We start from the raw sequence: 13,560 nt of genomic DNA, 5'->3' as shown, positions 1-13,560 counted from the left end.
ATAACTTTTTATTAAATTTAAAAACAACATTACGCAAACTTCTAAAACCTAATAAAATGATAAAAAATTTCGATTAAAGCAAATATAATTGTTATTTTGTGGAATTAAATCACAAATCGTTATGTTGAAAAACAACTTAAAATATTTTACTTTTTTATTGGTATTTTTAATGATAAGTTGCGCAAAGCGCGGCAGCATAACCGGAGGTTTAAAAGATACACTTGCTCCTATTTTAAAATCAAGTTCTCCTAAAAATTTCAGTACTGACTTTAAGGCCGATGAAATCATTCTGACATTTGATGAATATGTAAAACTTAAAAATGCCAATAAACAGTTGATTATTTCTCCACCAATGAAAAATCCGCCTGTTATTACACCTACAAATGCAAGTAAATTTATCAATATAAAAATTTTAGATACTTTAAAACCTAACACAACTTACAGTCTGAATTTCGGGCAAAGTATTGCAGATAATAACGAAGGAAATCCGTATAATCAATTCAAATATGTGTTTTCAACAGGAACTTATATTGATTCTCTTGCCCTAAACGGAAAAATCAAAGATTCATACGACAAAACTGTCGATAATTTTGTAACTGTTATGCTTTATGAGGTTAACGATAAGTTTAAAGATTCTGTTATTTATAAAGAAAATCCACGTTATATAACCAATACTTTAGACAGCTTAACCACTTTTAGACTAGAAAATCTAAAAGCAGGAAAATATCTTTTAGTAGCCTTAAAAGACAAAGGAAACAACAATAAATTTAACCCAAAGGATGATAAAATTGGTTTTTTTAAACAGCCTATAACTATACCTAATGATACGGTTTTTGAATTGGAATTATTTAAGGAAAAGCTTCCGTTAAAGGCTTTCAAACCAATCCAGGCATCCGGAAACCGATTATTGCTTCCGTATGAAGGGAAACAAAATTTTAAAGATTCGAAACCTAAAATTGTAGTTAAAAACGGCAATGAAGTTCTTGAAACTATCATAACGCAATTTCCAAAAAAGGATTCGCTACAAGTTTGGTACAAACCAATAAAAGCAGATTCATTATCACTTGAAATCAGTAAAGATAACTATGAGAAAAAGTTTAATTTTAAAATCAAAAACCAGAAAAAAGACTCTCTGAATATTACTGCTTTACAAAATGGTGTGATACATTTTAGAGACAAATTTACTCTTGAAACTGCAACTCCTCTTATCAAATTTGATAAGTCCAAAATACAATTAGTTAATAAAGATTCAACTGCAGTTCCTTATACAACAGAATATGATGAGTTTGAACAAAAACTATATTTCGATTTTAAAAAAGAACACGCACAAAAATATAATTTCACGTTTTTACCAGGTGCTTTAACCGATCTTAATGAAAAATCTAATGATACTTTATCCTATAAGCTGAACACACGTGAAATAGAAGAGTACGGAAATCTTACGCTGAATTTACAAAATGTAAAACGTTTCCCGATTATTGTTGAACTAACCAATAAAAAAGGGGATATTGTGTTAGCCAGTGATTATTCTGAATCCAAGACTAAATTTGATTTTCTGCTTTTAGAACCAAGTGTATATTCAGTCCGAATAATTTATGATGATAACAACAACAAAAGATATGACCCTGGTAATTATTTGGAGAAAAGATATGCTGAGGAAGTTTTTTATTATCAGGAAGAAATTGATCTGCATGCCAATTGGGACAAAATTGAATCCATGGATTTAAGTATACCTTACAGTCCTGAGCTAGAAAAAAAGAAGGAAGAGGACAAGCAAAAGGCAGAAAAAAAGAGAAAGAAAACTGCTTTTTAGTCTTGAATTTCAAACCTGTCTTTATCCCTAAGGAAATCCATTTTTTTTCGGGTTTCATGCATATTGTTTGTATCTAATTTAACTATAAAAACACCTTCGTTTTCCTGAGGTTCTAAAATATAATTTCCCAAATAATCAACAACTTGCGAATGACCATTATATTGATGATTATTCGCATCAACACCTATTCTGTTGACTCCAATTGTGTAAGTAAGATTTTCTACTGCACGGGCTTTCATCAGAATGTCCCACGCATTTATCCTTACCTTAGGCCAGTTGGCGACATACAGGAGTAAATCATAGTTTTCTACATTTCTGGCAAATACAGGAAAACGCAAATCATAACAAATCTGCAGGCAAATTTTCCAGCCTTTATACTCAATAATCTGCTTTTTCGCCCCAGCAGTATAAATCTTATCTTCTCCTGCCAGTGTAAACAAATGTCTTTTATCATAATATTGGATTTCTCCAGTCGGAAAAACAAACAATAACCGATTATAGAATTTATCTTCCTCAGAAATAATCAGACTTCCTGCAATCGCACAATTTTGGCTTTTCGCTAAAGTCTGCATCCACAAAACAGTTTCTCCCTGCATAGTTTCAGCTATTTTAGAGGCATTCATACTAAATCCAGTCGAAAACATTTCCGGAAGCACAATCAAATCAACAGAAGCTTTTATTTCGGTTATTTTAGCCTCAAGATTAATTCTGTTATCACTTGGACTTTCCCAAACAAGACTGGATTGAATAAGTGCAATTTTCATAATACTTAATTTTATATAAAGATAAAAAAACGCATCCAAATTAATGAATACGTCCTCTTTACAGTTAAAATCATTTAGCTTCTATAGCTTTATTAATTTTCTTAAAATCATCATCTTTTAAATTATAACTCATCGCATCATAAATATAATATGCAGGATCACCAGACTTTGCATTTACAATTTGTAAGTATTTATTTCCATTCATACTAACATATCTTAAATAATAAATATCTTCATTATCTAAAATTTTTTTCTCCAAATCTTCATCTTTTATAAACTGAAACTTATATTTATAATCTTCTAAAAGTTTCTTAATCTCTTTTTCATCTCTAAGCGTTTCACTAAATCTCCATGCATCATATTTCATCATATAAACTTCAGGAATATAAAGTATACTTTCCTTTAAGTTTTTTATTTTCGCATTAACAAAATCTTCATAAAGCCCACAATGTTCACCTTTAGTAATAATTTGATTAATTTGTTGAAAATAATTTTTAAGCATTCCTAAGTTCACATTTGTAAAACTTACTTTAGCATACATTTCTCCATATAATTTTCCCATTTTTTCTTCGGGGAATTTTAATTTCATAAGATCCAAAGACCCTAAAGCATTCCTTAAGAATTCATTAGTAGGACAAAGTGGAATTCTTGCTACATATGATAAACTTTCATTAATAACATCTCTTAATTTCTTATCATAATTTTTGTCATCGGTTTTGAGCTTTCGAAACTCTTTTTCAAACTTCTCTTTACTTAAAACTTTTATCCCTAAATTAGTATGAAGGTACATCGTTCCACTTGAAGTTCTTAAAAGGTCACCAAAAATTTCAGCAAACGAGTAACTCCCGTTAACAAAATCTAAATGCTTAAAATCTTTAAAATCTACCACTTTAAAAGAGGTAACCGTCCAAACCTCTTTTAAAATTTTTTCATATTCTTCTTTTTTGTACGTTTCAGGTAAAACAAAAACTGTTGTTGTTGTTTTAAAATTTTCTAATTGCCCTTTTTTAAATTCTTCATTAGCCCCTCGTTCTGATGGAGTAACCGCTACCTGAGCATAATTTTCAACACTTAGAACAAACATTATTACCAATAAAATACTTTTCATTTAAATGATTTCGTTTACAATTATTTAAATGAATGTAAAAATAGTACAAAAAAACGCATCCAAATTAATGAATGCGCTTTTAAAAACAGTTATTTTTTCTACATAAACCTTAGTCTGTTTTTGACTTTGGATTAGTAATAATGATAATTAATCGTTGTTGTATTAGAAGGAGTTGAACTGCCTGTATAATAATACTTTTCTACAGCTTTTATAATGTTTTTATTCTTATCATAAGTGTTTTCAAATTGAACTGTTGCCGTGAGTTTATCTGTATCAGAATTATATATGTTTATCTTTTTTAAATTATTGACAGATACCTGACTTCCATAACAGTATCGAAATGCGTCTGGTTTTACTCCTGATAAATAATTATTCCCTTCGTCATATTCTATTTTATAATACTCATCAAAGAAACCTAACCCTGGTGCTTCATAACGAATTAAATTTCCATTAGAGTATTCAAAAAGTTCCTCATTATCAACATTTGTAACTTCATCACATGATGTGTTCTCTCCTCCCGTAATTTGGATATAATGTTTTATAGAAGTCAGACTAGAACCTGAATAGCTCTGACTAATTCTATCAGCTGAATTTGTTACATAACCCAACTCTTTTTCTGTTCGGTCAATACAAATATTAGTAATCAGTCCGTTGGTATATTCCAGCGAATTCAATTGCTCAATTACATCAGAAGGACTCGATATATAGTATTGTTTTAAATTCCAACTAATCATTTTATTCCCCGAGTCATAATTAAATGTTGTCTGGTAAAATTTCGCCTGATCTTTTACAGTAACTTTAGAAATGTTTCCTGTACTATTGTATTCATAATCTGTTGTTTTTATTACGACACCGTTTTAAATTTCTTCTATTTTTTTTATTTTGTGAGAAGATGAATTTGAGGAATCATCTGATGATGAATCACTTGAACAAGCAATTAAAAAAGAAGTTAGCAACAATAATAGTAATTTGTTTTTCATATATTTTTATTGATTTTACAGATGCTTTTTTATTAAATACTAAAGCATTTTTTTCAAATATAAACAAAATATTAAGATTATTTATACTACAAAAAAACGCCCCGATTTCTCGCGGCGTTTTTATATTATTAATAGCCTGAAAGGCAAATTCAATTATCCTTTTAAACTTGCTGCTAAATACTCACGGTTCATACGCGCGATATTTTCAAGAGAAATTCCTTTAGGACATTCTACTTCACAAGCTCCGGTGTTGGTACAGTTACCAAAACCTTCTAAATCCATTTGGTGAACCATGTTTAGTACACGTTCAGTAGCCTCAACTTTACCTTGTGGCAACAAAGCATATTGAGATACTTTTGCACCCACGAACAACATTGCTGATGAGTTTTTACAAGTTGCAACACAAGCTCCACAACCAATACACGCTGCAGCATCAAATGATTTATCTGCATCGTCTTTGTTAATTGGAATTGTATTAGCATCGATTGTATTTCCTGAAGTATTTACCGAGATAAATCCTCCTGCATGCTGAATTCTGTCGAAAGAGCTTCTGTCAACAACTAAATCTTTAATTACAGGGAACGCTTTTGCTCTGAATGGTTCGATAAAAATCGTATCACCATCTTTAAACATACGCATGTGTAACTGACAAGTCGTTACTCCTCTGTCTGGCCCGTGTGCTTCTCCATTGATGAATAAAGAACACATTCCGCAGATTCCTTCACGACAATCGTGATCAAATGCAACTGGCTCTTCTCCTTTATTGATTAATTGTTCGTTAAGAACGTCAAGCATTTCAAGGAAAGACATATCCGGTTCGATTCCGTCGATTGGGTAATCAACAATTCCCCCTTTATCTTGGGCGTTTTTCTGACGCCATATTTTTAATGTAAGTTTCATACTGTTTTAGTTTGAAGGTCATAAAGCCGAAAGTCGAAAGTCACTTGACAATTGCCATTAGACTTTAAGACTTTTGTCTTTTGACTAATTGCTATTTGTAACTACGCTGTACTAATTTAATGTTTTCGTAAACCAGAGGTTCTTTGTGTAATACGGCATCACTTGGTTTTCCTTTGTACTCCCAGGCTGCTACGTATGCAAAGTTTTCATCATCACGAAGTGCTTCTCCTTCTTCTGTCTGGTATTCCTCACGGAAATGGCCTCCACAAGATTCATTACGGTGTAAAGCATCTTTCGCAAACAATTCTCCTAATTCAAGAAAATCGGCAACACGAGTTGCTTTCTCTAATTCCTGATTAAATTCGTTAGCGCTTCCAGGAACTTTTACGTCTCTGTAAAATTCTTCACGTAAAGCAGCTATTTCATTAATAGCTTCGTTTAATCCTTTTTCGTTACGAGCCATACCCACTTTATTCCACATGATTTTTCCTAATTTCTTATGGAAATAATCTACAGAATGTGTTCCGTTATTATTGATAAATCTGTCGATTTGATCTTTTACATTTTTCTCAGCTTCAACGAATTCCGGTAAATCTGTAGAAATTGACCCCATTTTGATATCCGGAGCCAAATAATCTCCGATAGTATAAGGTAATACGAAATATCCATCAGCCAAACCTTGCATTAAGGCAGAAGCTCCAAGTCGGTTTGCTCCGTGATCAGAGAAGTTAGATTCCCCGATTGAGAAACATCCCGGAATTGTAGTCATCAAGTTATAATCAACCCATGTTCCACCCATTGTATAGTGAACCGCCGGGTAAATCATCATTGGCGTAGTATATGGATCTTCGTCAACGATTTTGTAATACATTTGGAATAAGTTTCCGTATTTACTTTTCACGATGTCAGCTCCTAATTTAGTTACTAAAGCTTTATCATTAGCATCTAAACCCTTTACATAAGCCGCTTCTTTTCCGTAACGCTCGATAGCAGCAGCAAAATCAAGATAAACTGCTTCACCTGTTTTGTTAACTCCAAAACCAGCATCACATCTTTCTTTTGCAGCACGAGATGCAACGTCACGAGGCACTAAGTTACCAAAAGCAGGGTATCTTCTTTCTAAGAAATAATCTCTTTCAGCTTCAGATAAATCCGTTGCTTTTTTCTTTCCTTCACGAATTGCCTGAGCATCTTCTAATTTTGCAGGAACCCAAATACGACCGTCATTACGCAACGATTCAGACATCAAAGTCAGTTTTGACTGGTGATCTCCTGAAACCGGGATACATGTTGGGTGAATTTGTGTGTAACAAGGATTGGCGAAAAACGCTCCTTTTTTATGAATTTTCCAGGCTGCTGTTGCATTACTTCCCATAGCATTTGTTGAAAGGAAAAATACATTTCCGTATCCTCCTGAACCAATAACTACAGCATGAGCAGAATGTCTTTCTATTTCTCCGGTAATTAAATTACGAGCGATAATACCTCTTGCTTTTCCGTCAACGATTACTAAATCAAGCATTTCGTGACGGTTGTACATTTTTACTTTTCCACGGCCAATCTGACGGTTCATTGCAGAATAAGCTCCTAACAATAATTGCTGACCGGTTTGTCCCTGTGCGTAAAAAGTACGGGAAACCAAAGTTCCTCCAAAAGAACGGTTATCCAAAAGTCCTCCATATTCACGAGCCAATGGTACCCCTTGAGCCACACACTGGTCGATAATATTTGCCGAAACTTCAGCCAAACGGTGAACGTTTGCTTCACGGGCACGGTAGTCACCACCTTTTACAGTATCGTAAAACAATCTGTAAACCGAGTCACCATCACCTTTATAATTTTTTGCTGCATTGATACCACCTTGTGCTGCAATTGAGTGCGCACGTCTTGGTGAATCCTGAAAACAAAATGCTTTTACGTTATATCCTAACTCAGCCAAAGTAGCTGCTGCAGAACCTCCAGCCAAACCTGTACCAACGATAATAATATCTAAATTACGTTTGTTTGCAGGATTTACTAAATTAATATGATCTTTATAATCTGTCCATTTGTCCGCAATTGGGCCATGTGGAATTTTTGAATCTAATGCCATTATAATTGATATTAATTATTGAAATGATGAAATAATGCGATAATTACGAAAAGTGCCGGTACAACAACTGCGAACCAGTAACCCACTTTACTTAAAAATCGAGAGTACTTATTATGCATCCCTACAGATTGAAGAGAAGATGCGAAACCGTGCCAAAGGTGAAATCCTAAAAGGATAAAAGACACACAGTATAATCCTGTACGAATTGGATCATGAAATTTATGAACTAACTCTCCGTAGTATCTTGTAGCATCTGGCTCATTACCTGCAATATATTTGTAGGCAACTTCTGGAAACCAAAAATCATAAAAATGCAATCCTAAGAAAGCAAGTATAACCAAACCAGAAATAATCATATTTCTAGAACTCCATGAAGCATTTGCAGCTCCGTTGTAATTTGCATACGGAATTGGTCTTGCAGCTCTGTTTTGGATAGTCAGTACAAATCCCATAATAAAATGGAAAATTACACCGATTGCCAAAACTGGTTGCATTACATACTGAATCAGCGGATTGTAACCCATAAAGTGAGAAGCTTCATTGAAGACATTTTCACTCAAAATAGAAATAAAATTTAAGGAAACATGCAGCGCTAAAAACGTGATTAAGAATATTCCCGAAAGAGCCATAGCCACTTTCTTTAAAATGGAAGCATTCAATAGTGCAGATTGTGCCATAATTGTTTAAGTAGTTTGTTTTAAAAAATTAAGCAAAAATAGCGCAAATAGACATCAACTACAACCATTTCGTTGTTATTTATAATGATTTTAAAATAGACTACGTATACGTACTTTTACGTATAAAAAAAATGAATTACTCATTTATTTATTATAAAAATTTTCAATTATATAATTAAGTCGATTTATTTCAGAAAATATGCATCCCGCAAAAAAATAACAAAAGTTTACTAAATTATTATTTTACTCCAACTTTTGACCTCTTTTCTACAAAAGTATCCTTGGGCCGGAATTTTATACTAGCAAAAAATTGCCATTCCATTCTAATAACTTTACCTTTACCGCCTTCAAAAAAAATGAGAATGAAAACAGGAATTGATGCTATTTCTTTTGATGTAGCCAACATACATTTACCCATAAAAACATTGGCGACTGCCAGAAATATAGAACCCGAAAAACTGGAAAAAGGTCTCGGATTACTAAAAATGACTTTCCCGGACTTTCACCAGGACTCTGTAGTTTTTGGAGCAAATGCTTTAACCAAACTTATTATTGACCATAAAATCAACCTGAACGAAATAAGCCGAATCTATGTTGGTACCGAAAGCAGTATTGACAGTTCGAAACCAATTGCGTCTTATTTGATTAGTTTAATGGAGCAAAAGTTTGGAGAAGATATTTTGGCAGAATGTGACGTGGTTGATTTCACATTTGCGTGTATTGGCGGAGTTGACGCTTTACAAAACTGTCTTGATTTTGTAAAATTAAATCCGGCTAAAAAAGCGATTGTCGTAACGACGGATTTTGCAAAATACGATTTAAATTCAGGCGGAGAATATACTCAGGGTGCAGGAGCTCTTGCCATGCTAATTACTTCAGATCCAAAAATTATTGCTTTTGATAATAATTGGGCAACCAGCACAAAAGGTGTTTTTGATTTCTTTAAACCGTACAGAACGATTTCAAAAGAGGCCATTATACAAAATGCAAATAACGACTCCTGGTTTGACAATTTAGAAGCCGAAATCGAAATCCACAAAGACCAGCCGGTTTTTGACGGACAATATTCCAATCAGTGTTATATGGATCGTACGCGTAACGCTTACTTTTCATTCAAGAAACTAAAAAATGCTACTGGAACTTTATACAATACCTGGCATAGTATCGTAATGCACTTGCCATATTCTTTCCAGGGAAGAAGAATGTTGTCTGAAATCTATACTTTAGACAGTTCCGAAAAAATTATTGCGGATGATATTGCGCCTGCTGATTATCAGGTAAAAATTAAAGAAGTGGCAAAATCTGAAGATTACAGAACTTTTGTTACCGAAAAATTACAGCCTGCTGAATTGGCTTCTTCTTTAATTGGAAATCTTTACACCGGATCTATCTTCATGGGATTATTGTCGACTCTGGCACATTTTTATGATACTAACAAAGAAGTTGCAGGAACTAAATTCGGCTTCTTAGCTTACGGAAGCGGATCGAAATCAAAAGTTTTTGAAGGAACAATTCAACCGGAATGGCAATCGGCTTTAGCCAAAACCAAACTTTTTGAAAATCTGGAGGAAAGTACAGAAATTGGATTTGAGACTTACGAAAGCCTTCACAAAAAAGAACTAAAACAAAGTGTAAGGGCTCCTAAAAACGAATGGGTTTTAGACCGAATCGAAACAGAAATTCCAACTTTAATTGGAGCGCGTTATTACAAATGGATTGATTAAATAACAAAACCCGAAACTATTTTTAAACCGTTTCGGGTTTTTCATTTTATTTAAGGAAATGAATTTTTAAAATTACTTTATTACCACGGACTTTCTTCCGTTTCATCTTCAATGTCGTTACTGAAATACTTTCCTGTTGGCGCATCATCCTCCGTTAAGGTATGTTTTACGATAAAACTCGCCGCACTTTCAACTGTACCGGGTCCGCTATGGTGATTGAAATCTGTTGCGGTATAGCCCGGATCAATTGCATTTACTTTAAAAGACAATTCTTTTAACTCATAAGCCAACGCAATAGTATACGCATTCAAAGCTGCTTTCGACGTCCCGTAACTGGCTGTTTTAATCGCATAATATTTCCAGCTTGGGTCGCTGTGCAATGTTAAGGAACCCAAACCGGAAGTAATATTACTGATTCGCGGGCTTTCGGATTTTTTAAGCAATTCTAAAAAAGTCTGAGTAACGTTTATTACACCAAAGAAATTGGTATCGAATACTTTTTGAATTTCTTCAATCGATGTGTCAGATGCCAGTTGCGGATTTGTCCCCAATATTCCGGCGTTATTGATCAAAATATCCAATTTACCCTGCTCGCTTTCAATAACTTTTTTTGCTGCTAAAATTGAATTAGAATTGGTAACATCAATTTCAATGGCTTTGATGTTTTCATATCCATTCTTTTTTAACTCGTCTGCAACTTCATTTCCTTTTTCTAAATCACGGCTTCCTAAATAGACAAATAATCCTTTTTTCGAAAGCTGTTTTGCTGCTTCCAAACCAATACTTCTATTGGCTCCTGTTATTAATACTGATTTCATTTTTTACTGTTTTAAATTAACCCTACAAAGGTGATTCGTTTAAAAATGAAATCATTTGTCATTTGGCAAAAAGCAATTTATCGAATGTTTTTTCTAATTCTGCTCAAAGAAGATTGTGTGATACCTAAATACGAAGCGATATAAGAAAGCGGAACACGATTGACAACGTTCGGATAAATTTTTAGAAACATCAAATAACGCGTCGTAGCATCTTCTGAAACCAACGGACTTCTTCTTTCTACTTTTTGTATTAAAACTCTTGAAACAATTTTATTTACAATCGCCTGCCACGGAATAATAATATCCAACAGCTCTTTCCAGTCTTTTTTAGAAAAAACCAAAAGTTTGCAATCCGTAACCGCCTGTACATAAGCGTTTGAACAAATATCATTGTTAAAACTCTCTAAATCGACCACCAGATTGTTTTCGTCAATAAAATATTTGGTGATTTCTTCGCCTTTGTTGTTGTAATAACAAACCCGAATAACACCTTCCAGAACAAAACCAACCTGCTGTGCAATTTTCCCTGCTTCCGAAAAATACTCCTCTTTTGGAAGTTCCAGTATTTCTACTTTTTTTGTAATTAAGTCAATTTGCTGTTGGTTTAAATCACCAAACTGCAAAATGTAGTCTATAAATGCTTTCATAATGGCAAGTTAATCAAAGTTGTTTTTCCATGATTTGTCATTTGGCAAAAAATCAGATCATTTTGGATAATTCAGTTTCCAGTTTATCAAAGTTCTCCTCGTTTTTATCGACTACAAATGGTTTTAATTTATTACACTCTTCCGGCGTATCAAAAATCATTTTAAAAACAATTTTTGTTTCATTATCTGAAACCTTTTCAAATGATACTGCCACCTGAAAAAGCGGTTTTGAAAATCTTTTCCATCTCAAAAAATCAGGTTTTTCTACTCTTAGAAATTCACATTCATTGGCATAATTTCCTTTATCAGGTCCGTGCATAATGAAACTCCATTTTCCGCCGGGACGCAAATCAAATTCATTAAACGTATTGGTAAACCCTTTTGGGCCCCACCAGTTTTTTAAATGTTCAGGCTCTGTCCATGCCGAATAAACAAGCTCTTTTGAAAAGTTTATAATTCTTGTGGATATGATTTCGTTTTCCGGTTTTGCTGAAATATTTTCTGAAGCCATATTTTTATTGTTTAATTAAACACAAAATCATTCATTTATAAAGGAAACCATTGCGTTTAAAGTTTCTTTTTGCTGTTGCTCTCTGCTAATTGTGGCTTTATCATCTCCAAGTTGAAAACCATAATAACCAAACTGACAATGGTTTGCTCCTTCTATCTTTAAAAATTTTGTAGTTTCAGGCAATTTTGATTTGTTTTTCAAAATAGATCCTTCATCTGCCACGCCATCTTTTGAACCGTAAATTTTTAAGATTGGTATTTTAGCACTTGCCAGAGAAATATCCCTTGGATGCGAAGTTCCGATCAAAATCAATTTATCAATCAATTTAGGATTTTCATATACAAATTGTGCTGCCATTTTTCCGCCCTGCGAATGCCCGGTCAAAATGTATGTTTTAGAAGTATCTTCAAAAAGATGCAAATCTTTCGGTTTGTTATAGCCTTTTGAAGCAAGACGCCATGGCATTTTGATTAAATAAACCTTCATGTTTTGATCAGCCAATTTTCGACAAAGCGGAACATACCCTTGTGTTTCGACCATAGCTCCGGGATAAAAAATCACAACATTTTTAAATTCTTTTTTCGGCGTAAATAAATAATAATCAGAAGCATCTTCTACATTTACCAAATCATTGCTTTGCAAAAAAGACTTGTCCACACCATCCGATTCATAAGAATAAAACAGCCAGATTGTAAACAATACACCTGTTGTAATCCAAATTGTTTTTAAAACTTTTTTCAACTTCCATGTTTTTCCTGCCATATTCAATTGATGTTTAATGAGTTGTAAATCTAAATGCAAACATTCAAATTTAGCATTTCTCTGAATAACTCCATAAAAAAACCGAAGCGGAAATTGCTTCGGTTGTTCTCTAAAATTCTGAACAGCTGAAATCAATCTTTTTTGTGCTGTTCAGTATAATTTTGATTGCCTTTAATTCTGGTATCTTCGGTATGCATTCCGTTTGCCATTCCTAACATGAAGGCAGTTAGGATTACGATAATTTTTCTTTTGAGCCAATGAAAAAGTGGTTTAGATGATGCTAAACCTTTTTTAGGATTGTGTTTATACATTGTAAAATGATAAATGATTAGACATTATAAATCATCTTATGCTTGGAATAGCATAATTGCTAAGGAAGAAATTCCTTAAGCGTTGTATAAACTTTTTCTGAAGTCGGTTGAAATACTATGTTCGTTTATAAAAACAGACTGCTTTATAAATGAAATTATGTTTTGATGAAGATTGTTGCAAACCTGCAAAAGAATGTTTGTCTGAAGACTGAAAACTTCTTTAAATTCAAGGTAACTTAAAAGTATCGGAAATAAAGTTTTGCCGAATGATTTTACACGATTGAAAACGTATAACCGAATATTCTTCAGATCAATTTCTTTTCCTGAATCAAGATAAGATGACTGATAATATTCGGGAGCATTAGACTGAGAACACAAAATACCGTCGCCTGTCATCACGACCAAAGCCAGAATGAGTGAAATCAGGTGTTTTAAATGTTTATTCACTTTATT

At 33.3% G+C, this 13,560-nt stretch carries 14 protein-coding genes; 2 read left to right on the top strand and 12 right to left on the bottom strand.

The genetic code is table 11. The features are described 5' to 3' along the window. Nucleotides 1-121: 121 nt before the first annotated feature. Nucleotides 122-1,813: an Ig-like domain-containing protein gene (locus BXU10_RS19150; protein ID WP_078229136.1), complete on the top strand. Its 1,692-nt coding sequence runs from the start codon at nucleotides 122-124 to the stop codon at nucleotides 1,811-1,813. Here BXU10_RS19150 and BXU10_RS19145 read toward each other — a convergent pair. The 6 genes from BXU10_RS19145 to BXU10_RS19115 form a co-directional block, all read right to left on the bottom strand. Then, nucleotides 1,810-2,577: an amidohydrolase gene (locus BXU10_RS19145; protein WP_078229135.1), complete on the bottom strand. Its 768-nt coding sequence runs from the start codon at nucleotides 2,575-2,577 to the stop codon at nucleotides 1,810-1,812. The genes BXU10_RS19150 and BXU10_RS19145 overlap by 4 nt on opposite strands. Nucleotides 2,578-2,647: 70 nt before the next feature. Then, nucleotides 2,648-3,685 (bottom strand): hypothetical protein, encoded by a 1,038-nt coding sequence (locus BXU10_RS19140; RefSeq protein WP_078229134.1) that lies wholly within the window; start codon nucleotides 3,683-3,685, stop codon nucleotides 2,648-2,650. Nucleotides 3,686-3,816: 131 nt separating this feature from the next. Beyond that, complete coding sequence (locus BXU10_RS19135) at nucleotides 3,817-4,419, bottom strand: hypothetical protein (protein ID WP_078229133.1); 603 nt, start codon at nucleotides 4,417-4,419, stop codon at nucleotides 3,817-3,819. A gap of 399 nt (nucleotides 4,420-4,818) precedes the next feature. Next, a complete protein-coding gene (locus tag BXU10_RS19125) occupies nucleotides 4,819-5,565 on the bottom strand; it encodes a succinate dehydrogenase/fumarate reductase iron-sulfur subunit (protein ID WP_031455145.1) in 747 nt (248 codons plus the stop codon). Between the two features lie 91 nt (nucleotides 5,566-5,656). Beyond that, nucleotides 5,657-7,657, bottom strand: coding sequence for a fumarate reductase/succinate dehydrogenase flavoprotein subunit (locus BXU10_RS19120; RefSeq protein WP_078229131.1), 2,001 nt, complete (start codon nucleotides 7,655-7,657; stop codon nucleotides 5,657-5,659). 11 nt (nucleotides 7,658-7,668) lie between these two features. Continuing rightward, on the bottom strand, nucleotides 7,669-8,334 hold the full coding sequence (locus BXU10_RS19115; protein ID WP_078229130.1) for a succinate dehydrogenase cytochrome b subunit: 666 nt from the start codon (nucleotides 8,332-8,334) through the stop codon (nucleotides 7,669-7,671). Between the two features lie 362 nt (nucleotides 8,335-8,696). Here BXU10_RS19115 and BXU10_RS19110 point away from each other — a divergent pair, with 362 nt between their 5' ends. Beyond that, complete coding sequence (locus BXU10_RS19110; protein ID WP_078229129.1) at nucleotides 8,697-10,058, top strand: hydroxymethylglutaryl-CoA synthase family protein; 1,362 nt, start codon at nucleotides 8,697-8,699, stop codon at nucleotides 10,056-10,058. Nucleotides 10,059-10,138: 80 nt separating this feature from the next. Here BXU10_RS19110 and BXU10_RS19105 read toward each other — a convergent pair whose 3' ends face one another. From BXU10_RS19105 to BXU10_RS19080, 6 genes are all read right to left on the bottom strand, one after another. Then, nucleotides 10,139-10,876, bottom strand: a complete 738-nt coding sequence (locus BXU10_RS19105) for an SDR family oxidoreductase (RefSeq protein WP_078229128.1) — start codon at nucleotides 10,874-10,876, stop codon at nucleotides 10,139-10,141. A 77-nt stretch (nucleotides 10,877-10,953) separates the two neighbouring features. After that, entirely contained in the window at nucleotides 10,954-11,523 is a 570-nt protein-coding gene (locus BXU10_RS19100; protein WP_078229127.1) for a Crp/Fnr family transcriptional regulator, read from the bottom strand. A gap of 52 nt (nucleotides 11,524-11,575) precedes the next feature. Further along, nucleotides 11,576-12,034, bottom strand: a complete 459-nt coding sequence (locus BXU10_RS19095; RefSeq protein WP_078229126.1) for an SRPBCC family protein — start codon at nucleotides 12,032-12,034, stop codon at nucleotides 11,576-11,578. Nucleotides 12,035-12,061: 27 nt separating this feature from the next. Further along, on the bottom strand, nucleotides 12,062-12,835 hold the full coding sequence (locus BXU10_RS19090; RefSeq protein ID WP_123922058.1) for an alpha/beta hydrolase: 774 nt from the start codon (nucleotides 12,833-12,835) through the stop codon (nucleotides 12,062-12,064). A gap of 92 nt (nucleotides 12,836-12,927) precedes the next feature. Beyond that, complete coding sequence (locus tag BXU10_RS19085; RefSeq protein ID WP_078229124.1) at nucleotides 12,928-13,107, bottom strand: hypothetical protein; 180 nt, start codon at nucleotides 13,105-13,107, stop codon at nucleotides 12,928-12,930. A gap of 75 nt (nucleotides 13,108-13,182) precedes the next feature. Beyond that, entirely contained in the window at nucleotides 13,183-13,554 is a 372-nt protein-coding gene (locus BXU10_RS19080) for a hypothetical protein (RefSeq protein ID WP_123922057.1), read from the bottom strand. Nucleotides 13,555-13,560: the final 6 nt, after the last annotated feature.

The organism is Flavobacterium sp. LM4, assembly GCF_002017935.1.
Classification (GTDB): Bacteria; Bacteroidota; Bacteroidia; order Flavobacteriales; family Flavobacteriaceae; genus Flavobacterium; species Flavobacterium chungangense.
This window is presented reverse-complemented; position numbering and strand designations above follow the sequence as displayed.

What these genes read in the sequence shown, in the direction of transcription:
- BXU10_RS19150 (WP_078229136.1), top strand. Translation starts at nt 122, where the DNA reads ATGTTGAAAAACAACTTAAAATATTTTACTTTTTTATTGGTATTTTTA.
- BXU10_RS19145 (WP_078229135.1), bottom strand. Translation starts at nt 2,577, where the DNA reads ATGAAAATTGCACTTATTCAATCCAGTCTTGTTTGGGAAAGTCCAAGT.
- BXU10_RS19140 (WP_078229134.1), bottom strand. Translation starts at nt 3,685, where the DNA reads ATGAAAAGTATTTTATTGGTAATAATGTTTGTTCTAAGTGTTGAAAAT.
- BXU10_RS19135 (WP_078229133.1), bottom strand. Translation starts at nt 4,419, where the DNA reads ATGATTAGTTGGAATTTAAAACAATACTATATATCGAGTCCTTCTGAT.
- BXU10_RS19125 (WP_031455145.1), bottom strand. Translation starts at nt 5,565, where the DNA reads ATGAAACTTACATTAAAAATATGGCGTCAGAAAAACGCCCAAGATAAA.
- BXU10_RS19120 (WP_078229131.1), bottom strand. Translation starts at nt 7,657, where the DNA reads ATGGCATTAGATTCAAAAATTCCACATGGCCCAATTGCGGACAAATGG.
- BXU10_RS19115 (WP_078229130.1), bottom strand. Translation starts at nt 8,334, where the DNA reads ATGGCACAATCTGCACTATTGAATGCTTCCATTTTAAAGAAAGTGGCT.
- BXU10_RS19110 (WP_078229129.1), top strand. Translation starts at nt 8,697, where the DNA reads ATGAAAACAGGAATTGATGCTATTTCTTTTGATGTAGCCAACATACAT.
- BXU10_RS19105 (WP_078229128.1), bottom strand. Translation starts at nt 10,876, where the DNA reads ATGAAATCAGTATTAATAACAGGAGCCAATAGAAGTATTGGTTTGGAA.
- BXU10_RS19100 (WP_078229127.1), bottom strand. Translation starts at nt 11,523, where the DNA reads ATGAAAGCATTTATAGACTACATTTTGCAGTTTGGTGATTTAAACCAA.
- BXU10_RS19095 (WP_078229126.1), bottom strand. Translation starts at nt 12,034, where the DNA reads ATGGCTTCAGAAAATATTTCAGCAAAACCGGAAAACGAAATCATATCC.
- BXU10_RS19085 (WP_078229124.1), bottom strand. Translation starts at nt 13,107, where the DNA reads ATGTATAAACACAATCCTAAAAAAGGTTTAGCATCATCTAAACCACTT.